This window comes from Bdellovibrionota bacterium (assembly GCA_040386775.1).
Lineage (GTDB): Bacteria > Bdellovibrionota > Bdellovibrionia > Bdellovibrionales > JAEYZS01 > JAEYZS01.
This window is the reverse complement of record JAZKEU010000012.1, coordinates 63,733-83,548: the sequence shown is the minus strand read 5'-3', so window position 1 is coordinate 83,548 and position 19,816 is coordinate 63,733. Positions and strand designations below refer to the sequence as shown.

24 protein-coding genes and 1 tRNA gene are annotated in these 19,816 nt (G+C 38.3%); 14 read left to right on the top strand and 11 right to left on the bottom strand.

Annotation, left to right across the window (positions count from 1 at the left end):
* Position 1 precedes the first annotated feature (1 nt).
* The 11 genes from rpmD (at position 2) to V4596_07050 (ending at position 7,416) form a co-directional block, all read left to right on the top strand.
* Positions 2-187 carry a 50S ribosomal protein L30 gene (gene rpmD / locus V4596_07100; GenBank protein MES2768898.1) on the top strand — a complete coding sequence of 62 codons (186 nt, stop codon included), beginning with the start codon at positions 2-4 and terminating at the stop codon, positions 185-187.
* A gap of 1 nt (position 188) precedes the next feature.
* The gene (gene rplO / locus V4596_07095) at positions 189-632 is read left to right on the top strand and encodes a 50S ribosomal protein L15 (GenBank protein ID MES2768897.1); all 444 of its coding nucleotides are present in this window, start codon (positions 189-191) and stop codon (positions 630-632) included.
* 56 nt (positions 633-688) lie between these two features.
* A complete protein-coding gene (secY, locus tag V4596_07090) occupies positions 689-2,008 on the top strand; it encodes a preprotein translocase subunit SecY (protein ID MES2768896.1) in 1,320 nt (439 codons plus the stop codon).
* Entirely contained in the window at positions 2,005-2,646 is a 642-nt protein-coding gene (locus V4596_07085; GenBank protein MES2768895.1) for an adenylate kinase, read from the top strand. The genes secY and V4596_07085 overlap by 4 nt, the downstream gene beginning before the upstream one ends.
* A gap of 99 nt (positions 2,647-2,745) precedes the next feature.
* On the top strand, positions 2,746-2,859 hold the full coding sequence (rpmJ, locus tag V4596_07080) for a 50S ribosomal protein L36 (protein ID MES2768894.1): 114 nt from the start codon (positions 2,746-2,748) through the stop codon (positions 2,857-2,859).
* Between the two features lie 3 nt (positions 2,860-2,862).
* A complete protein-coding gene (rpsM, locus tag V4596_07075; GenBank protein ID MES2768893.1) occupies positions 2,863-3,237 on the top strand; it encodes a 30S ribosomal protein S13 in 375 nt (124 codons plus the stop codon).
* Between the two features lie 63 nt (positions 3,238-3,300).
* On the top strand, positions 3,301-3,711 hold the full coding sequence (rpsK, locus tag V4596_07070; GenBank protein MES2768892.1) for a 30S ribosomal protein S11: 411 nt from the start codon (positions 3,301-3,303) through the stop codon (positions 3,709-3,711).
* A 95-nt stretch (positions 3,712-3,806) separates the two neighbouring features.
* Positions 3,807-4,826 carry a DNA-directed RNA polymerase subunit alpha gene (locus V4596_07065; GenBank protein MES2768891.1) on the top strand — a complete coding sequence of 340 codons (1,020 nt, stop codon included), beginning with the start codon at positions 3,807-3,809 and terminating at the stop codon, positions 4,824-4,826.
* 56 nt (positions 4,827-4,882) lie between these two features.
* A complete protein-coding gene (gene rplQ, locus V4596_07060; GenBank protein MES2768890.1) occupies positions 4,883-5,350 on the top strand; it encodes a 50S ribosomal protein L17 in 468 nt (155 codons plus the stop codon).
* 50 nt (positions 5,351-5,400) lie between these two features.
* Positions 5,401-5,970, top strand: coding sequence for a TlpA disulfide reductase family protein (locus tag V4596_07055; protein MES2768889.1), 570 nt, complete (start codon positions 5,401-5,403; stop codon positions 5,968-5,970).
* A 618-nt stretch (positions 5,971-6,588) separates the two neighbouring features.
* Positions 6,589-7,416: a FecR family protein gene (locus V4596_07050; GenBank protein MES2768888.1), complete on the top strand. Its 828-nt coding sequence runs from the start codon at positions 6,589-6,591 to the stop codon at positions 7,414-7,416.
* Positions 7,417-7,428: 12 nt separating this feature from the next.
* Here V4596_07050 and V4596_07045 read toward each other — a convergent pair whose 3' ends face one another.
* The 4 genes from V4596_07045 to V4596_07030 form a co-directional block, all read right to left on the bottom strand.
* The gene (locus tag V4596_07045) at positions 7,429-8,625 is read right to left on the bottom strand and encodes a hypothetical protein (GenBank protein ID MES2768887.1); all 1,197 of its coding nucleotides are present in this window, start codon (positions 8,623-8,625) and stop codon (positions 7,429-7,431) included.
* 46 nt (positions 8,626-8,671) lie between these two features.
* Complete coding sequence (locus V4596_07040) at positions 8,672-10,384, bottom strand: PQQ-dependent sugar dehydrogenase (protein MES2768886.1); 1,713 nt, start codon at positions 10,382-10,384, stop codon at positions 8,672-8,674.
* Between the two features lie 63 nt (positions 10,385-10,447).
* Entirely contained in the window at positions 10,448-11,851 is a 1,404-nt protein-coding gene (locus V4596_07035; protein ID MES2768885.1) for a hypothetical protein, read from the bottom strand.
* 55 nt (positions 11,852-11,906) lie between these two features.
* Positions 11,907-13,610: a hypothetical protein gene (locus tag V4596_07030; GenBank protein MES2768884.1), complete on the bottom strand. Its 1,704-nt coding sequence runs from the start codon at positions 13,608-13,610 to the stop codon at positions 11,907-11,909.
* Positions 13,611-13,843: 233 nt separating this feature from the next.
* Here V4596_07030 and V4596_07025 point away from each other — a divergent pair, with 233 nt between their 5' ends.
* Entirely contained in the window at positions 13,844-14,233 is a 390-nt protein-coding gene (locus tag V4596_07025; GenBank protein ID MES2768883.1) for a hypothetical protein, read from the top strand.
* A gap of 20 nt (positions 14,234-14,253) precedes the next feature.
* Here V4596_07025 and V4596_07020 read toward each other — a convergent pair whose 3' ends face one another.
* Genes V4596_07020 through V4596_07010 form a run of 3 tightly spaced genes read right to left on the bottom strand, consistent with a single transcriptional unit; the run spans position 14,254 to position 16,302 of the window.
* On the bottom strand, positions 14,254-15,555 hold the full coding sequence (locus tag V4596_07020) for a hypothetical protein (GenBank protein ID MES2768882.1): 1,302 nt from the start codon (positions 15,553-15,555) through the stop codon (positions 14,254-14,256).
* 45 nt (positions 15,556-15,600) lie between these two features.
* A complete protein-coding gene (locus tag V4596_07015) occupies positions 15,601-15,747 on the bottom strand; it encodes a hypothetical protein (protein ID MES2768881.1) in 147 nt (48 codons plus the stop codon).
* A gap of 42 nt (positions 15,748-15,789) precedes the next feature.
* Positions 15,790-16,302 carry a hypothetical protein gene (locus tag V4596_07010; protein ID MES2768880.1) on the bottom strand — a complete coding sequence of 171 codons (513 nt, stop codon included), beginning with the start codon at positions 16,300-16,302 and terminating at the stop codon, positions 15,790-15,792.
* Positions 16,303-16,624: 322 nt separating this feature from the next.
* Between V4596_07010 and V4596_07005 the strand changes: the two genes are divergently transcribed.
* Together V4596_07005 and V4596_07000 are read left to right on the top strand one after the other, a co-directional pair.
* Complete coding sequence (locus tag V4596_07005; GenBank protein MES2768879.1) at positions 16,625-17,494, top strand: transglycosylase SLT domain-containing protein; 870 nt, start codon at positions 16,625-16,627, stop codon at positions 17,492-17,494.
* 119 nt (positions 17,495-17,613) lie between these two features.
* Positions 17,614-18,015, top strand: a complete 402-nt coding sequence (locus V4596_07000) for a hypothetical protein (GenBank protein ID MES2768878.1) — start codon at positions 17,614-17,616, stop codon at positions 18,013-18,015.
* Between the two features lie 16 nt (positions 18,016-18,031).
* On the opposite strand, the gene V4596_06995 is transcribed toward V4596_07000, so the two are convergent.
* The 4 genes from V4596_06995 to V4596_06980 all read right to left on the bottom strand — a co-directional run bounded on the left by V4596_06995 (position 18,032) and on the right by V4596_06980 (position 19,812).
* A complete protein-coding gene (locus V4596_06995; protein MES2768877.1) occupies positions 18,032-18,421 on the bottom strand; it encodes an HI0074 family nucleotidyltransferase substrate-binding subunit in 390 nt (129 codons plus the stop codon).
* Positions 18,414-18,710, bottom strand: a complete 297-nt coding sequence (locus V4596_06990) for a nucleotidyltransferase domain-containing protein (GenBank protein MES2768876.1) — start codon at positions 18,708-18,710, stop codon at positions 18,414-18,416. Before V4596_06990 ends, V4596_06995 begins: the two co-directional genes overlap by 8 nt.
* A gap of 59 nt (positions 18,711-18,769) precedes the next feature.
* Positions 18,770-18,846, bottom strand: a tRNA-Arg gene (locus V4596_06985).
* 57 nt (positions 18,847-18,903) lie between these two features.
* On the bottom strand, positions 18,904-19,812 hold the full coding sequence (locus tag V4596_06980) for an MBL fold metallo-hydrolase (protein MES2768875.1): 909 nt from the start codon (positions 19,810-19,812) through the stop codon (positions 18,904-18,906).
* Between the last annotated feature and the right edge of the window lie 4 nt (positions 19,813-19,816).

Below are 19,816 nucleotides of genomic sequence, written 5' to 3'. Positions count from 1 at the left end.
CATGGCAAAAACATTTAAAGTGACATTATTAAGAAGCACTATCGGTTGCACTGTAACTCAAAAAGAAACAGTTCGCTGCCTTGGTCTTCGTAGAATTAGACACACAGTTTCTGTGAACGATACACCGGCAAATCGTGGCCAAATCTATAAGGTTCAACATCTTGTAGACGTACAAGTGGAGAAGTAAGATGAGTTTATTATCAAGCCTCAGACCTAGAAAAGGTTCTGTTAAAAAGAAAAAGAGAATTGGTCGTGGTGACGGATCTGGTACTGGTAGTACTGCAGGTAAAGGTCATAAAGGACAATTAGCAAGAACAGGCGGAAAAGTACGTCGTGGTTTTGAAGGTGGTCAAACTCCTTTACACAGAAGACTTCCAAAGTTTGGATTCTCTAACGTAGATTTCGCAACTAAATATTCTATCGTAAATTTAACTCAACTTGAAACATTGAGCGGAACTGTAACTCCAGAAACTCTTAAGACAGCAAAACTTGTAAAAGGTAGAGCTCCAATTAAGGTTCTAGGTAACGGTCAGTTAAAGAAAGCTTTGACTGTAAAAGCTCACCAATTCAGCGAAACTGCTAAAAAAGCAATCGAAGCTGCTGGTGGAAAAGTAGAAGTTGTAAAACAATAATCCTGTTTAACTAGCGCTCACATTAGTGAGCACTGAGATAGGAGAGGGAAACATCTGTGTCAGGCGTATCAAACATTGTTATAAATCCAGAGTTAAGAAAGAGAATCCTATTTACCCTAGGCGTTTTGATTGTGTACAGAATTGGTGTACACGTTCCGACTCCTGGAGTGGATGCAACACAAGTTATTGCGTTCTTCCAATCTCAAGCAGGTGGAATCTTCGGACTCTTCAATACATTCACGGGTGGAGCTTTAGAGCAATTTTCAATCTTTGCTTTAGGGATCATGCCTTATATTTCTAGCTCGATCATTTTTCAGCTTTTAACAGCTGTGGTTCCGGCTCTTGAATCTTTGAAAAAAGAAGGTCAGCAGGGACAAAAGAAAATCAATCAATACACAAGGTATGGGACTATTGTTCTTGCAGTTATTCAAGGCTACGGGATCAGCACGTTCTTAAAGTCACAAACTAACGGTGGAATTCCATTGGTGCATTCTGCATTCGTAGGGCCAATTCCATTCGAGCTAATGACAATCATCACACTCACAGCGGGAACTTGTTTCATCATGTGGTTGGGTGAACAAATCACGGAAAGAGGAATCGGAAACGGCGTAAGCTTAATTATTTTTTCAGGTATCGTTGCTGGAATTCCGAGCGGTTTCATGAAGATGTTAAACCTTATTAATCAAAACCAACTTCTTCCAATCGTAGCCATCGCAATCTTAGCTTTAATGATAGTTGTAATCGGAGCGATCATTTTCTTGGAAACTGGTCAAAGAAGAATTCCAATTCAACACTCTCAGAGACAAGCGGGTAGAACGCAAATGTCATCGAACACGAATTATCTTCCATTGAAGCTGAACTTCTCTGGAGTTATTCCTCCGATCTTTGCTTCAAGCTTATTGATGTTCCCTGCGACAATTGCACAGTTTAGCCAAGCACCATGGTTGATTAATCTGCGTGATTCATTATCGTTTCAAGGTCCTTTGTTTAACATCGCATTTGTTGGATTGATCACATTCTTCTGTTTCTTCTATACAGAAGTAGTATTTAATCCTAGTGATGTAGCAGAGAACTTGAAGAAGAATGGTGGATTTATTCCAGGAATTCGTTCTGGAACTTCAACCTCTGAATATATCATGAAAGTTTTAAACAGAATCAACGTGGGTGGCGCGATGTACATCAGTGCTATTTGTATCATGCCGACATTGATTTCTAATTACACAGGTATTCCTTTCCAATTTGGTGGAACAAGTTTATTGATCGTTGTTGGTGTTGCTTTAGATACAACTCAACAAATTCAATCTTACCTTATCTCTCAAAAATATGAGAGTTTCCTTAAAGGAACTAAAATTAGAGGTAGGAGGGTACAATATTGAACCTTTTGATTTTCGGTGCCCCTGGATCTGGCAAAGGAACTCAGTCGGCACTACTTGTCGATAAAAAAGGATATAAGCAAATCAGTTCAGGCGATTTGTTTAGGAACGCAATAAAAGCCCAAACACCCCTCGGCCTTGAAGCAAAAAGCTTTATCGACGCTGGAAATTTGGTGCCTGATATTCTAACTATTAATCTCATTAAAGAGGTTTTGGAAAAGAATCAGGATAAGAAGTTTATTTTGGATGGTTTTCCAAGAAACATTAAGCAGGCTGAGGCCCTAAATGACCTTCTGAAAGGGTTAAATAGAACTGTCGGAGTTGCGCTGTTTCTGGAAGTGTCGCAAGATAATTTAAAGAGTCGACTTATAGGTCGTCGCGTATGTAAAAACTGCGGGGCTACCTACCATGTGGACTCTTTCCCTACAAAGGTTGCAGGAAAGTGTGACAATTGTGGCGGTGAAGTGGTTCAAAGGCCTGACGATAAGGAAGACGTCATTGCTAAGAGGCTGGATGTTTATGAGGTAAATACAGCTCCTTTGAAAGATTTTTATAAGAGAATGGGCCTATTTAAATCCATCGATGGATTAGGTAGCCAAGAAGAGATTTACAAGCGAATTATACAAGAATTAGAAAAATAGTAACAAAACCACTAGACAGGTGTAAGTCCCGCAGGTAAAGTTTGCGGTCATTTGTCTATTAAATATATTTAAATGAAAGTATGACCAGAGGAATTTATTATGAAGGTTCGAGCGTCAGTTAAGAGAATTTGCAAGAAGTGCAAGATGATTCGTCGTCAAGGCACTATTAGAGTTATTTGCGAAAATCCAAAGCATAAGCAAAGGCAGGGATAAAAAATGGCACGTATTTCAGGTGTTGATTTACCAAGAAACAAAAGAATTGAAATTGCATTAACATACATCTACGGAATTGGCCGTGTGACTGCTTCAAAAATCTGTAAAGAGGCTGGATTCGCTCCGTCTTTAAGAACGGATACATTGACTGACGCTGACGTAGCTAAAATTCGTGAAATTTTAGATAGAGATATGAAAGTTGAAGGGGACTTGAGAAAAGACGTTTCTCTTTCAATCAAGAGATTGATGGATTTAGGATGTTACCGTGGAATGAGACATAGAAAAGGTCTTCCAGTACGTGGTCAAAGAACTAAAACAAATACAAGAACAAGAAAAGGTCCACGTAAGACTGTGGCTAACAAGAAAAAAGCTGTTTAATAGCTAAAGATAAGAGTTAGTGCTCTTCACAGAGAGCGCTGAAGACCAGAGGAGTTAATTTAAATGTCTGAGAATACACAAAAAGCCGAAGCAAAGAATAAGCCGGTAAAGAAAAAAGTTAAAAAGAACGTTTCCGTAGGACGTTGCTATATTTTTGCAGGTTTCGGTAACACTATCGTTACGATCACTGACACTGGTGGAAATACGGTTTCATGGTCTACTGGTGGAATGTTAGGTTTCAAAGGAAGCAGAAAAGGAACTCCATATGCAGCTCAATTGACTGCTGAAGATGCTTGTAAGAAAGCTCTTGAGCACGGTCTAAAATCTGTTGATGTTTTCGTTAGCGGACCGGGAGCTGGTAGAGAAACTGCAATCAGAGCTGTAGGTGCTGCTGGTATCAGAGTTTCTACAATCAAAGATGTGACTGGAGTGCCTCACAACGGTTGTCGTCCTCCAAAGAGAAGAAGAGTTTAATCTTAGTGCTCTTATCTAGAGGGCACTGTTACTAGCGGATTTTTGATTTATTTATTTTTGATTATTGTTCATTTAGGCCATAGGGAGTTTTTAAAATGCAAGAATACTATTACAAGTTCTGGAGAGATCTCATTAAACCAAAAAGCTTCGATGTGGATAAAGACACATTGAGAGCTACTTACGGTAAATTTGTGATCCGTCCACTTGAAAAAGGATACGGAGTTACTATCGGTAACTCACTTAGAAGAATCCTTTTAAGTTCAATGATGGGATCTGCAGTTTCTGCAGCAAGATTCGAAGGCGTTCTACATGAATTCTCTACGATTCCTGATGTAATGGAAGACGTAACAGACATCATTTTGAACCTGAAACAAGTTCGTTTCAAACAATTCGATTCTGAACAAAAGACAGTTAGAATTCAAAAACAAGGTCCTTGCACGATCACTGCTGGAGACATGCAGTTAGTGGATGGTCTTGAAATCTTGAATCCAGATCAACACATTTGCACAGTTGGTGCTAATGGTAAGATCGATGCTGAAATCATCGTGAACTTCGGTCGTGGATATGTTCCTGCAGAAGCTCATTCAAAAGGTTTCCCAGTTGGATTTATTCCGGTGGATAGCCTTTTCTCTCCAATCAAGAGAGTAAACTACAATGTGGCAAATGCTCGTGTTGGTCAAAGAACTGACTACGATGCTTTAACTCTTGAGGTTTGGACAGATGGATCAATCAAGCCTGAAGAAGCTCTTTCACTCAGTTCAAAAATCATGAAAGAACAACTTCAAGTGTTCATCAATTTTGATGAATCTGTTGAGCCTGAAGAAGGTCAAGAAACAACATCTTCACCTAAGCTTAACGAAAATCTCTTTAGATCAGTTGATGATTTAGAACTTTCAGTAAGAAGTGCGAACTGCTTAAAGAACGCAAACATCAGATATATCGGTGAATTGGTAACTAGATCTGAAGCAGAAATGTTGAAAACAAAAAACTTCGGTAGAAAATCTTTAAATGAAATTAAAGAACTTCTTTCTGAAATGGGATTATCACTTGGTATGAAAATCGACGGCTGGCCTCCACAAGGCTGGGATCCAGATCAACCAAGAAAAACGAACTAGTAATAATTATCAACTAGTGCTTACACCAGTGAGCACTGTATTAGGTAGGAATTGTCATGAGACATAAGGCGGCCACGGCACATTTAGGTAGAAGTTCAGATGCAAGAAGAGCACTTCTTCGTTCACTTACGATTTCTCTTGTTGAACACGGTAGAATCAAAACTACTGTTGCAAAAGCAAAAGAATTAAAAAGACACGTTGAAAGAGCAGTTACACTTGGTAAAAAAGGTGACTTGAATTCAAGAAGACTTTTAATTTCTAGATTAAATTGCAAAGACACAGCAAAAGCAATTATGGATGATTTATCTCCAAGATTTAAATCAAGACCAGGTGGATACACACGTATCATGAAACTTGGCAACAGACCCGGTGATATGGCTGAAATGGCGCTTATTGAATGGGTTGATTATGAGCTTCCAGCAGCTACAACTGAAGGAACTAAAGAGAAAGCCGCTGCAAAGAAACCAGCTAAGAAAGCAAAAGCAGCAAAGCCTGCAAAAAAAGCAAAAGTTGCTAAGAAGTAATTCCGAAGTTTAAATAGTAAATATTTGAATATAAGGATTAAAGACGCCCGATGAAGAGTAAAAAGATAGCAACACTGTTTTTTGTATTCATAATCTTGGGCGTTTTTTATTTTATCTATCGCGCAATTCTCAGTGATAATAGTCCCGAGTTAGAGAGCATTCAAAATCAAACTGGAAAAATTGAAGAGATGATGAATGCAGGTCTTCAAGACTTTCAGGCGCCAACGATCAATGATTCTATTTTTAAACTCTCTCAATTAAATCAAAAAGTAATCATCATAAATTTCTGGGCTTCATGGTGTGGACCTTGCGTTGAAGAAATTCCCTCTTTACTTAAGCTAATCGATCAAGCCAGTGGGCAAGTGGCCTTAGTAGCACTTTCGTTAGATAATGATCAAAAGGCTATGATGGACTTTTTAAAAAACTACGATACCTCTAATCCTAATATATACATGTTAAAAGACCCTAACTATATGCTAGCCGAAAGCTTTGGGACTTTTAAGCTTCCTGAGTCCTATATATTAAATAAAGATAGAAAGCTTATTAAGAAGATATCAGGCTCAATCAATTGGACAGCTTCCGATATCACAGCCCTCATCAACTCAGAACTTCAAAAATAGACCGAGCAACTAAGGTGTATAACTTTAACAGCTGAATGACAATTTACGTTCTGAGCTGGCTCTAGGGATAAACCTAATATTCTCACTTATTCAACATATTGATTTTACTGGTATTTATTAAATTTAAAATTGTCCTGAGTTGGCTCAAGGCTTGCTCTAATAGGTTGTGTAAGTTTAATAAAACAAAGAGAGAGATTATGAAAAACTACAATTTGATCAGATTTGCAAAAGTACTAATGTTGTTACCCTGCTTACTGTTCTTAGTTAACTGTAGCAAGAGTTCTAAAGACAGCAATAGCAATAATAACCAATGTTATAGCCAGAACAACCAAGGTCAGTACGGTAATGGTTCTACTTATTACAATCCAAATTGTAATAATGCTGGGAACGGGCAATACGGCCAATCACAATCATGTCAAGGTATCTACTTCTATCAAGGTCAGCCAGTTCGTTGTGATTACCCACAGCAGTGTTCAGGTTGGACTTTACAAATGAACAGCAATGGACCATATGGTGCACTAGGTACTGAAGGACAATCAGTTCGTTGTATCTAAGTAGACAAACGTTTAATCGTCAGTAAAGATAAAACCTTATACAATACTCACGAGGAGATAGTGTATGAGGTTTTTTTGCGTCTTAAATCTATTTTTATTTTTTGTTTCTCAAAACGCCTATGCATCCAAAGTATGTGGTGAAGTAATTCAAATTACCGGGAAGGTTGAAGTTCTACGTGCTCAAGCTGGCGAAGACCTAAATCGTGTGGCCATCCGTATTGAAGCGCCTTATTCAATTCTCTGTACAGATGTTCTTGTGACTCAAGCTGGATCAAGAGCAAAGGTAAAATTGGCAAACGGTCTAATCACTTTGAGTCCTAACTCTAGAATATCCATAGCTAAAGTTGTTAAGGGTTCACAAACTCCAAGCCTACTCAATTTGACTTATGGAAAGATGAGAACTTTCTTTGATGGAAAAAAGAATGAACAGAAAAGTAAAGATAACCAGACGCAATTCAAAGTGAAAACTCCGAGTGCTGTAGTTGGAGTCAGAGGTACAGATTTTTATGTCGGTTACGATCCAAATAAAGAAATAACAAAACAGGCAACTCTCAAGGGCGAAGTGGAAGTCGAGCAGATAAAAACTAAGAATAAAGTTATTGTTAAAGGCGGAGAGCAAGTTGATGTTGCGATTGCCGATAAAGTTACAAAAGCAGAAACACAAGAGTCTTTACAGGATGTAGTTTCGAAAGAATTAGCTACACCAATCTTAATAGTAAAACCTATTGAAAAAGAAACGATTATTCAAATCAGACAAACTTCACCTCTTGTGAAGGAAGATATAGAGTTTAAATCTACAGAAGCTGTAGCTATCTTGGGCGAACCAGAGAAATGGATTCCGCCTACGGATGAAATTCCTGGTGATCTAAAAGATATTAAGAATGAATTCTAGAAGTTGAATTCTCTAAAAGTTAAATGTCGGGCCGAGGTATAAAAAGCCAGCATATTCGGTGATCGTGCTACGTGGATCCTTGGTTTCTGAAAAGGGCTGATTAAAGTATTCAACTTTTCCTTGAGATAAACTTTGAATCAGTTTTAAATCCACTCCAATCACGAGTGAAATCCAATTCTTTGCCCAGAATATTTTTTGATATCCGCCTCCAACAGTAATGTTGTAAGGATATTCAATCTCCCCATCATAAAAAGAGGAACTCTCTGGCCTTAAGTGAAACTCTACACGCTGTCTTGTGAGTCCTAAGTAGTAATAGTAGGATGAACTACTTACGTGACTATGTCTTAGCCCCAATCCAAGAGTGAAGGCCTCAAAGCGAATAGATCTGAAACCAATAGGAGGAGGCCCCATGGACTGATTTTTATTGTCCTTTGATTCACCTTGATTGAATTCTAGAAATGTAAATATAGATTTACCTCTCCAAGGAAAATTTGTGCCAAGTCTGAACGCATGAGTGTCCATATCAAACTCACTCACAGTATTTTCTAATTCATGGTGATAGAATCCTGCAATGCCCACAGGAGCAACATTTAAGAATACTCTTGTGACGTAAGGATCAATTGGTTTTTCCATTTTTAATCTCGTACTCTCAAGTGGAGGAGGGAATTTATCATGTTTTTTCCATAGGTCATAAGGATCTGGTTGTTCCTTGAGAGAAAGCCATTTTCCATTCTTATAGACATAAATAGTTTCGAGCTTTAAATCTTTTCCATCATAACGAACGTTATCTCGAATTGCGGTGAGTTGATTTCCCAGCAAAAGAAATTCTCCATTCTGTACTTGGATTTCTGTGTCTTTGTAAACTATACGTTCGACCCGATCTTCTGGGCAGATCCACCTTACATTTCCAGATAAAATTTTCCACGGAGAAACTTTGTCAGTAGGAGATTGCAACTTCGTATTTTCATAAAATACAGCTACACATCTTTTTTGTGTGACCACCTTGATATTGGCATTCTTAGGAACCTCGATTGTTTTGTCGAAAGTTATAAGATCTTTGAAATCCAATTCAGTTTTACCATTCGTATATTGGACTATGGCTGCAAATTTTTCTTCTTGCGAAGGAGTAATCTGCGATGACTTTTCGCTTTCTTCCGCATGCAAAGAAGTTGTAAGTAGTAAAGATAATGCCAATGCAAATTGTTTCATTGCTTTAAAGAATGAAATTTAAAGCAATAAGAGTCAAGTCTAAGAATTAATCCAGATCATCGATAAATTGTTCGATAGCTTGAATATCCCTAGTTTGAAGCGGGCCTTGTGGAGGCATCAATCGCATTTCTCCACCTTTTAAGCGTTTTACAATTAAACTTTCAGATGAATTTCCAGGATTCATCCAGCCCGAAGAAACTAGTTCCTTAATAAGTTCTTTGCCGTTTTGATTCTGAACTTGGTTATGGCAAGTAGCACATTGCGGAGTTAAAATATTTTTTTGGATTTTTGACCATCTAGCCATAAATACAGAATCGTTGAATTTCTTTTCGTCTAATGTGCTGGAATTTTGATTTGATCCATTGTCATTAGAACTTTTTCCCTTGGCAATTCTTAAGATGGTTTTGTTTTTATCTTCAACTACCCAAATGGCTCCATCACTTGCGACAGTCAGGCCAACTGGAGCACCTATTGGCCGTAAGTTCGGTACTTTGTACCAATCAAATACAACCTCTGTATAAGAAGCGGTTCTAACAAGTCCACCAGCAGGATTGGCTTGAATTTTTTGTGTTTTATCGGTTTTTGGATTGTAGCTATTGTAGTAAAATGTATCTTGCGAAACATACGGCAATCCATCCGTATTTGTGGGGTATGATACAATTCTTTGTCCTGTACCACGATAGCCGTGCCAGCTCACAAGTAAGGTATTCTGTAATTCTGGAAACATATTTCCTGAATAATACAAACCATCCAGAGGAGCGGTGTGCGGCGGTATAAGGGCATAAGGTTCTTCATAGCTTTTATTTGTTCCATCGCACTTGAAGAATAAATTGTAAATTGGGTTTTGACCTTTGAAGTTAAAACAATAAGGCCATCCATAATGACGTGCTTCTTTTAAGATATTTATTTCTTCAAAAGGTTCTTTTGCATCGGGGAAGTCCATGGAGTTTTCCATTTGAATTATATTTCCAGATTCATGCGACACAAGAACCATGGAGTTCCTAAGGCCGCGAGCTAAAATTCTAAAATTTGGATTCCAATTTCCATTGCCTAGATATTCGTATTCTCTTACTGACGCGCCAGGATTTGATCCTTCCATCTCAGAACATCTTCCCTGTGAGTCGACTTTGATTTTTCCAGATTTGTCTGTGCAATTGTCGGAAGAGCTCCCACTATTCACAATTAGGTTTCCTGCTGTGCTGGGATTCTTTGAAAAAGTAAAACTCACTAAGGGATGGCTGATTTCCTGTGTTGCTTTGGAAACTTTCTCATCTATGCAAGGATTGCCTTTTGTTCGAAGCACTGTAGACGGGAGATTGTGAATTACAGTTTGGCAAGTTTGGCTTGGCTTTGGTGAGTTCGGGTCAAACTTAAAAATCAATCCCATTTCGCCGACATAGATCATTCCATCAGGGCCGATGGCAAGTCCGTGTGGTAAGGTGAGTTTATCAATTAACTTAGTAAGTTTATTTTGAGATGAATCTAGTAGCCAGATTTTTCCTTGAAAGGGTGGTTCCCATCCCCCCATGTCTGAAATTAAAAATAAATTAGGTTTTAATTCTATAATTTTTCTTGGGAACTTTAAGGTCTCTCCATTTTTGTCTTTGAGCTGCGATGAGGCTACGAGGCCGATGCAGCTTCCAGGAATGCTTCCAACAGAAATTTGAGGATAACCATCGCAAGTTTTCCCAGTCACAAGTTGATAATCTTGAGAGTAGGCTAAAATAGGAAAAATTAAAATAAGTAAGATTCTATGCATTTGCAAAGCATAGAATCATGTCTTACTACATATGAAAAGACTCAAGATGAATTACAATATTTTTTACAGGGAACTTTCGATATTGTTAACGTAATTGACTACGCCAGCTTTAATAGAGCTAACCACTTGTTTTAAGCGATCTGAATAAGGGTAGTTTACGCCATTGATAATCATCGGATATTTAGTATTTGTAAATGCAGAGAACTCTTGGGGGCGGTTATAGAACAAACACTCTAGATATGCCACTGCAGGAGCTTCTAGGAATCTCGGAAGAGTTAGGTTTCTAGCAAAAATTCCTGGTGCGACAGGAATGCTGCCTTCGGAGCCACTCGGATAGCTCAAGCCCATTTGAGAATTGAATTGATCAAGAATATTTCTACTCAAGTTAATAGACTCGTTCCATTGATTTTGGTCCAAGAGTTTTTTGGCAAATTGTTTTCGGGCTTTTCTAGAGCCAAATTCGATATCAAAGTAAGAGCCTGCAACATAAATTTTTGTTTGATTTGGGGCTTGAGGGTTTACGGCGTGCCCATCTCCGCTGTTTGGTAACACGTCATAGTGAATGATGAGAACTATGTCGGGTTTAAAATTATTGATCTTATCAGCTCTTGCCCAAAGATCTTCTTTCAGGATGAAGTAATTGTAGCGAGAAGTATCTGACCAAAGTTTTTTTCTATCAGCGTTCTGATCAAAAGCTTTATGAAGCACGCTTCCTGTACCGCTTGAAAGAAGCTTTAGAAACCAAGGTGAGTAAACATGTTCGAGAAGCTCGGTTTTTGCAAACTTTGTTACAGGCAAGTCTTCATACTTCATCTCCGTGACCGGAACCATTCCCATTCTAGTCAGCTCAACTTCGGCCCCTAATGCTTTGAGCTCGCTTTGTAAAAGTAAAGAAGTCTGTAGTGCCATGACTCCTTCGCTCAGGTATTTTCCTTGATGTTTAACATACTTTCCAGTCATTTCATCCCATTGAGATTCACCCATATGGCCCGGGTCAATAGCTACTCGGAGCCCACGTAGAGGTGAGCTTGGTGTTCCTAGGCGCTGGAAAGTTGTCGGTGCGGCTGTTGGATTGAGTTTGATGTTTAGAGTTTGTTTTGTTTTTCCATTGAAATCTTCGAAACCTTTAAGTTCGTTTGAGGAGAGTGTAAAGAGTTTGTCGAAAGTATTTTGCTTATCAAAATACTTTAAAAGTTTTTGAATATTGGAATAACTTTGGAGGTTATTCATCTTAACGAGCTCCTCTTGGCCAGTCGATAAAACAGGAGAATTGTAGTACTCTAAAACAGATTGGGTTCTTGTATAGATTTCTGCGGGAGTGAGCGGAGAAATAAAAGAACGATCATAGCTGCTTCGGGGTATGATTTCTAAATCTTCATCTTCTGTGGCAAATGAAAAGTTAGAAAAAGTGAGTGAAAATAGTCCGACGAATAGCCCAAGCATTAAGAGTGTAGATTTGATTCTCATGCTTAAATCATATTCAAAAGTACAATAATGTCAAAAAATATATCTTAAAGTGGTTTTATAGAGTCTGAAGGAAGTGAATGAGAGCTTTTTTATCGTCTACAGTCAGGATTTCACTGCCGTGTTCATCTTGAAAGATTTTTTTGTAGTGCCCGCTATTGGATAATCCGACTCTCTTTGTATCGTAAAGAAAGGCTTTCTTTTTCCAATTTTTTGGAGTTTTTTCGCCCAATGGATAGCCATTGCATTCAAAATCAAAATCCGTTTCTGTGCTGATAGATTCACCTGAATAATAGCTGGGAGGTCTTAACTCGGGAGGAGTCATGAGAGCGCAAAGATTTGGAATGGAGTTATTGTGGAGGTACGGCCATCTTGCCCAGATTCCCACGAGAGGAGGAGGAACGTAACCTTCTTGAAGTTTAACCTTAATCCCGTTGTTTTTTGAAATGGCTAAGTCATTCAATTGCTCAAGGGAAGCCATGCCTTTCCAGCGATTTGGATCGGTTCCTACATTTCGAACTAAAGTGTCTTCGGGGTAATGAACTTCTGTGGTTTTGAATTTATCCTTCCAAGAAAGTTTTGCCAAATCTTCAGGAGGAAGATCCCAGGCTTTTTTATAGGTGCCATGGCATCTTGCGCACTTTGCAGTCTCAAATGCGCGTTGACCTTGAATTGCTTTTTGAAGATCAAAACGTTGATCATCAAAGAAATCTGTCATGCGAGGAGCTTCACTTGCAAAGACTGCAGTTGTTAGTTCGTCTACAATATTTTTATTATTATTCAACCAATTTTCTAAAATGCGAAGATTTGATCCTCTGCCAATTTCATTCCAGAGGATATTTGTAAGAATTGGATTTCCTGCAACGACAGATCCATCCAATAACCATTTGTTTTTGTATTTTACATTCCACCAAACTGCGGGTTTGGAATCAGCAACAAAGGTTCTTAGTGGTTCGGCTCTAGGAAATAATGCATTGGCAAGATTCTTATCTGCATATTCATTTTTGGCTCTACGGCTTAAAGAAATTGCCACATGGGCAAGAGAGGTATCAAGACCGAGCAAAACAGGATTTCTTGCTTCGAGAAACTTTAAATTGTTTTTTGTTTCTCTTATCATATTGAGTTCAGCTTTTGTAGGATTGCTCACCATACTGAAGGTGATTTCGTTGATGGCGTGAAATGCCTTTTTACCTTTCACAAAATAATCATTTGCCCTAGGAAATCTATTTGTAAGTCCAATGATTTTTTTGCCAAAGAGATTATTGCTGTGGCAAGCGGCGCAAGAATGAGTAAAGCCCAGAGCATTGTTTCTTTGCATGAGAGTAAATCCCATACGTTCTTCTAAAATATTGTCAGGACGAGGGACCATATAGGCACCTTCACCCACTTCTGAAGGATAGGTATTGAGGCCTAACCATCGATTCATATCATCAAAACTTTTTACCTCGGCAACACCTTTGATAAATTTGTATAGAATTTTTTTGATTGGATTTTCGGTGTCAGATTCTAAAATGGTTTTTATAGGGTAGTAGGGAAGCAGAATTCCAGTTGCTGTTACCGGATAGCTCAACGCATGTTTTCGGCCTTGCAAATTTTGTCTAGCAAGTTCATTTGTATCAAGATTAAAAGGGTTTGAAAGACCGTCGACAGGCGTAGGTCTATTCTCCGACCACAGAGGAGTAGGATCCCATGCATAACTCTGGATTGTCCATAAGTGCATAGGTAGCGTGAAAGCCACTAGAATTATTAATATTGTTTTCAAGGTCCCCACCTTAATTCATGAGGACTTTACATGGACTTGGATTAAGAATTCAAACAAAAACTGTTCGCTTAAAATCCATTAGATCAAATATATTGGGATTGGCTTTTTTCATCGGCCCAAGTCTTGCATTTTACTTTTTCTGGCGATTCAATTTTATTTAAATTGATTATTGTAGCTCTTTTTATGCCGTTCTACGCCACTGTGATAATTAACTATACATAGGCGAGATAACTTTGAAAAAGGTATTTTTAAGTAAAATAATGATCATTATGGTTTGCACCGCGATTTGTACCGTGGATTTTCAAAATCCTGCTTTTGCTGAGGATAAAATAGAAGAGATCCAAGTGGATGGTATTTCTCAGGCTACAAGCGAAGATGATAATGTTTTTCTTTTGTATTTCCGTAAGAAGGTTATTGCTTCTATTTCTTGCTACCATCAGGGTGCGAATAGACATGTTGTCAGTATAGGAAAAAAAGAATTCGATTTTAAAAAAGGTCCTTTCTGTAGGCGAGCAGTCCTGAATATTCAAGAGAAAACACAAAATAACGAAATCGTTTTAGTAAAGGTTGAAACTGTAGAAAGTTTTTTTGCTGATTATAACGTGGTGAACTCTATTGAGTAGCATTTAAAAAATAAAAATCTTTAAATTCCGAAAGATCCTTTAAAGCTCACTTTTTTTGCGGTCACGTCTTGATATGCAAAAGATAATTCGTATTGAGTTGGGACCAAATCAATCACCACAAAATTCTCAGCTCCTTCTCCATACAAACGAGTTGGATTTTTTGGCAGCGAGCTCTTTGCCATAGAATGAAGGCTACTACTTGTAATCTCTACTGTGTTGTAACCAAAGTAATCTTTAGGCAATTTATTGACCTCAGTAAAGTGCACATCGCCCGCGGCAAATACGGAAGGTGAGTTGAGTTGTGAAATTTTCTTTCTAAATAATTCACATTCTTGAGGAGCATCTAGGATATAGCATTCGTTTCCTTTTCTTTGGCCTTGAAAGAATTGACTTCCCTCCATGATCCAATTGGGCTCAGTGCCTGTGACTAATCTTGAGAATGCCCAGTCCATTTGATCTTGTCCTAAGAATCCCTTCATTCCATTGTGCATAAGCCCCTTGAAATAGCGATTGTCGAGGAGTAAAAATTTTTGTCCAAAGGCTCTGAAGAAACTAGATACTCCAGGGCCATTTTCAAAGGAACTCACAATATCATCTTGAGCGGTGAAGGCTCTGAAAGTATCCAGAGAATCATTTTTATGTTTGTAATTACCGTTGGTGTTGTTTGCTCCGTAATCATGATCATCCCATGTCACAAGTGCGGGCTTTAAATTTTTCCAATGGTAATAAGGTAATTTTTGGCGAGTTTCAATGTAGCGTCTCCACAAGAGTTCGGGTCCGTTGAAGGTGGCTAAAATATCACCGTAGACGTGATCACCGATAAAGAATAAAAGATCACAGTCTGCTTGTTCTACTCTTGGCCAAATAACGTCTTTATTTTTATTGCTGTCCATCATGCAAGACATCATTGCAAAACGCGCGTCTCTTTTTTCGATATCGAGTAAGCCCAAATTTCTTTCGTCTAATATTTTTTTCTTATCATCTAAAACTCTAAAGATAAACTCACCCAGATACGGTAAGTTGATGTATGCGAGTTTATCCACTCTCCAATCTGAAGAATCTCTTGTTGCTTGCTTGAGATAGTGTGGGGAATAGGATTTGCCCGTACTTGTGTGGATGAGTTCGTAATGAACGTTCATCTGTTTTGGCACGTCCACGGTGAGCTGAGTCGTTGTTTGAGTCGTTAAACCTTGAAGTATGCTGAATCCATTTTTCTGAACATCGTAGGTATCTTTTGCAAAGGCATGTTCGGGTAAGGCAAGATCAACGGCCAGTACAGTTGCTGAAACAGAAGATAATTTTAGAAAGTCACGACGATTCATATCCCTCTCCACCTTAAGAGTTTGAGTTAGATACTTGTCGGACTTTTAGGCACCGTGTTTAGAAAATGACACAAGATCAGGACTTAAGAATATAAGAGCAACCTTGTGGAATGCGGACTTAGGAATAATAGTTAAAGTGATTTTGTTTTTTAAGGCTTTGTTGTTCGTTTCATTAAAAAAAATGCCAATCATTATGATTGGCATTTTTTTAAATCATTCGAATTTATCTAAAACTTAATTGCAGCCCCAATTTTCATCTGGGCTAAGAGCATTCACGTGAAATAATTCTGCATCTTGATGAGTCCAAACGGTAGAGCTCACCCAAGCCACGTCTCCATATGGAGTTTGGAATAACGCCTGAACAACGCCTTTGTCAGAGAAATACTCTGGACGAAGTTGAGAGCAGTCCATGCTAGGAGCGCTGTTGATAGAAACGTATTTACCATCTGTAGATTTTGATGAATAACGATAAACGCTTTCTTTAGAAACGATAACTTTCTCAGGATTTTCATTTCCTTCAGTTTTTGCGCTGAGGTAAACAGCAACGTTTTCGCTGTCCCCAGGAATAGCTTCCATGTGCCAAACGATTTTCCCCGTTTTTGCCCAAGCTTCTGGTGATATATCTGAAACTGGTTTTGTTGGATTAAAATAATTTGCTTCATAAGTATTTACAAGATCACCAGGTCCTGCATTAGCTACATTTAGAATTGATACTGCGATTAGAGCCAGTACTAGTAAGTGTTTCATAATTTCCCCCTTTGGTTTTTAAACTCAATAACCTGAAAACAATCTCAGAAAAGATATCCTTTTCCAATCAAGTTTATATTTAACGCGCTATATTCTGTGTAATTGGGAGAAATCAATAGCTTGGGAAGCTTGATACCTATCAAATCAAAGATATTTTACGTTCTCCAAGGCTCGGGTTCATTTCAATAATGAAATATTCTATGTGGGAAGTTTCTTATAAGCTATAGACATAATTATTTTCAATATATTGAAATTTAATAAAATTTAAATAAGAATAGTTTGAAGAAGCGAGAGAAAATGAACTTAATAGGAAATATAGTATATGTCGTTTTCTGATGACTTGAAAAAAGTCGGTAGAACAATCTTTAATCAATTTATCAAAGAGACTTTGAAAAAGATTTTTTCACCCAAGCCTGACAAATCGGAAGGAAAAAAAGAAGAAAATTCTAAAGAACCTAATTTCCCAAAAAGTCATCCATGGAGAATGTGCCCAATTGGACAGCATTGGGTCCGTACGCATCCACTAACTATCCCACCAAGTGATAAAGGTCCTAAAAGAACAACCACCCGTCACGGTCATTGCCGTATAAATTCCGGTCGTTCAGAATTTTATACAGCAGATGAACTTAGAGAAATAGCTAAACAGCATTTCGATAAATTAATTCAAGACTCTTATACTATGCCTGTTCCTGATTCGCTTAGTTTTCCCAATGGTAATGCATATGATGAACTTATTGGAGGTTGGACAAAGTTTTGGAATGAAACGTTGAAACCTAAAAACCCTCTCACGCCAGATTTTGTAAAAGCGCTTATCGCAACCGAATCTAGCTTTCGAGTGCCGCCAGATGTGAAGAGTAAAGATGGCTCAGCGCGAGGGTTAATTCAAATAACAGAAAATACTCGAAAAATCCTTCAGGATCCAAAAGGTGAATTGCGAAATCACTTGATTGAAATGACTATAGAGGAAAGTAGAGAGCCCGTCATCAATATAGGGGGCGGAATTCGCTGGCTCCATCACAAAAAATACTTAGCAGAACATCGACTCAAAAGGGAGATTACATGGGAAGAGGGTGCCGCAGAATACAAGGGAATCTTACAAGCTTTAGGCAAAGACAAGAAATCCGACGAGATTATGACCAAATTGAGAGGGTACCACAAGAGGCTCAAAGATCAGCGCGCACAAAAAAAATGATCATATGCGCAGTCTTTGTACTGACATTGATATTAAGCACAATAAGTCATGGATCGTCTACAAATCCAAGCATAAAAGTACATAATCGAACAGAGAATTTCATTGATGTTGAAACTTCTGTGAATCAATTAAAAATTGATTGTTCAAAGGGTAATCCAAAATCTGAAAACTACTATATGAGTATTGATGCTTTTGATGGTAAAGAGGTTTACCACTTTTTTTATCGACGGCCGTTGAATCGTTCATTATGCAAAGAAGAAGAAAAAGAATATCAGCAGATATTGAAGGGCGCAAAAACAGTTCGTATAGTTGGCATTAGTCCAGATGAAAGTAAGGAGCCACCACCTGAACAATTTAGAAGTAAAGATTTAAAAAAAGCTCTTGCGCCTGTACTTGTAAAATGGACGAATTCGGTTTTTATACGTTTGCAAGTTGGAGAAAAATGTAAAGCTTACTTTAAAGATGATTGTGATCTCCCTAAAAACTATTGGGCCAATACTATACCACCTAAGAAAAAATAGAATTTAGTATATTAATTTAACTGCATTGAGATTTTACTTTCTCAATTGTTTTTTCGAAAATGGTTATATAGTTTTCAGTAATTTCCTTACATAAAGAAACTGCTAATTTTTGGTCATAGGTGTGGGATGTTTTGTTCCGAGCATCCATAATGAGTTTCCAAACCTCATTTCCTTCTATCAAATCTCTTTTGAAGGCTTCCTCAAAAGTAATTCTCGGAAACGGTGATTTGATTCCGTTGGATTCAAGTAATATTTTGAGAGTTTGCCATGTGAGCTCATAAACAAATTCAAAACTTTGAATAATGCCCGCGTAATCTCTTTCCTCTATCGGAGGTGTGGCAACTGCTCTTTTTAAGCTTTGGAAAGATCTTTCTAAGTTTTTAAAGGATTGTTGTAATTTAGTCATTGGAACTACTGTACAAAACAATTCCGTCTTTTAAAATATTATTTTTAAATTCATCAGATATTTGATCCATTCTAATTAAATCTAAGCTATTTAGCTTAGGTTTTTTTTCATTTAGAATAGAGGTGAGTTGTCCCCACATTAATAGCGACTCTGAATCTGTACTCAGCAGTTCAAAAGCGAAATCATAATCAGATTTTTTGTGAGCAGTTCCTTTTGCTTGGGATCCAAATAGAATTATTTTTCTAAAAATTTGAAATTTATCAGCACTCTTTAGTACATGCTGAATCATCGTATCTGACAATATGGAAGCCGGTGCTGTGACCAACGATTAACCCCAGGCGCAAAAAATGGCGATCCCGGCACGACTCGAACGTGCGACCTACTGCTTAGAAGGCAGTTGCTCTATCCAACTGAGCTACAGGACCGTAGGATAAAATATCCGTAAAAGGAAAGTATGTTTTAATGTTTAGTGGCCGGGGTTGTCAAGATAAGTGAAATCGTTCTTTGGCTTTAAAGTCATCTTTTTCGGCCTCAACGCTGGATAAATCGCAGTAGGGATCGTGTTCAAAGTAAATGAACCAGCTGTTTTGGACGGCTTCCTTTAAAAAAGCCCGTTTTTCCTTGATAATGGTTAAAGGGTCAAGATCGTAGCCCATAATCCAGGCAGATCGGATATGGGTGCTTGTCGGGATTACATCAGCGGCATAGAGGATACCGGTATTGGCATCCGCAACTTTTACGATCTGTTGAGCTTCGGTGTGGCCATTGCTCACCAGCACGCTCACGTTTGGAAAAAGATTTTCTACATCACCATCTAGCAAATTCAAAACTCCAGCTTTCACTAAGGGTTCGAAGTTGGGTTTTAGATAACTTGCTTTTTCGCGGATATTTGGATTTCTCGCTATTTCTAAATTCTTCTTTTGGACATAATATTTTGCCTTAGGAAAAGTCGGAACAATTTTTCCGTCTTTAGCGCAAGTCGCCCCTCCTGCGTGGTCAAAATGGAGGTGGGTTAAAATCACATCGGTGATGTCTTCTGGGCTTAACCCATGCTGCTTGAGGGATTTCAATAACGAAGCCTTGCTGGGATCGACAGCGTACATCTCAGCAAATTTTGATCCCATTTTATCGCCATACTTCTCTGTAAAATCAGAACCATTTCCGGTATCGATCAAAATATTTCTATCTTTGCTCTTCAGTAAAAGCGCCCGGGCCTCCATGGGAATTCTATTGGCTTCATCAGGAGGATTGGTCTTAGACCACAGAACTTTTGGTACCGTTCCAAACATTGCTCCGCCATCCAAACCAAACTCTCCCGTGGGGACAGCTTTGAGCTCGTAGGGGCCGATACGTAAATTTATTTGGCTAAGAGTTGCTTTTGACGTTTGCATGACA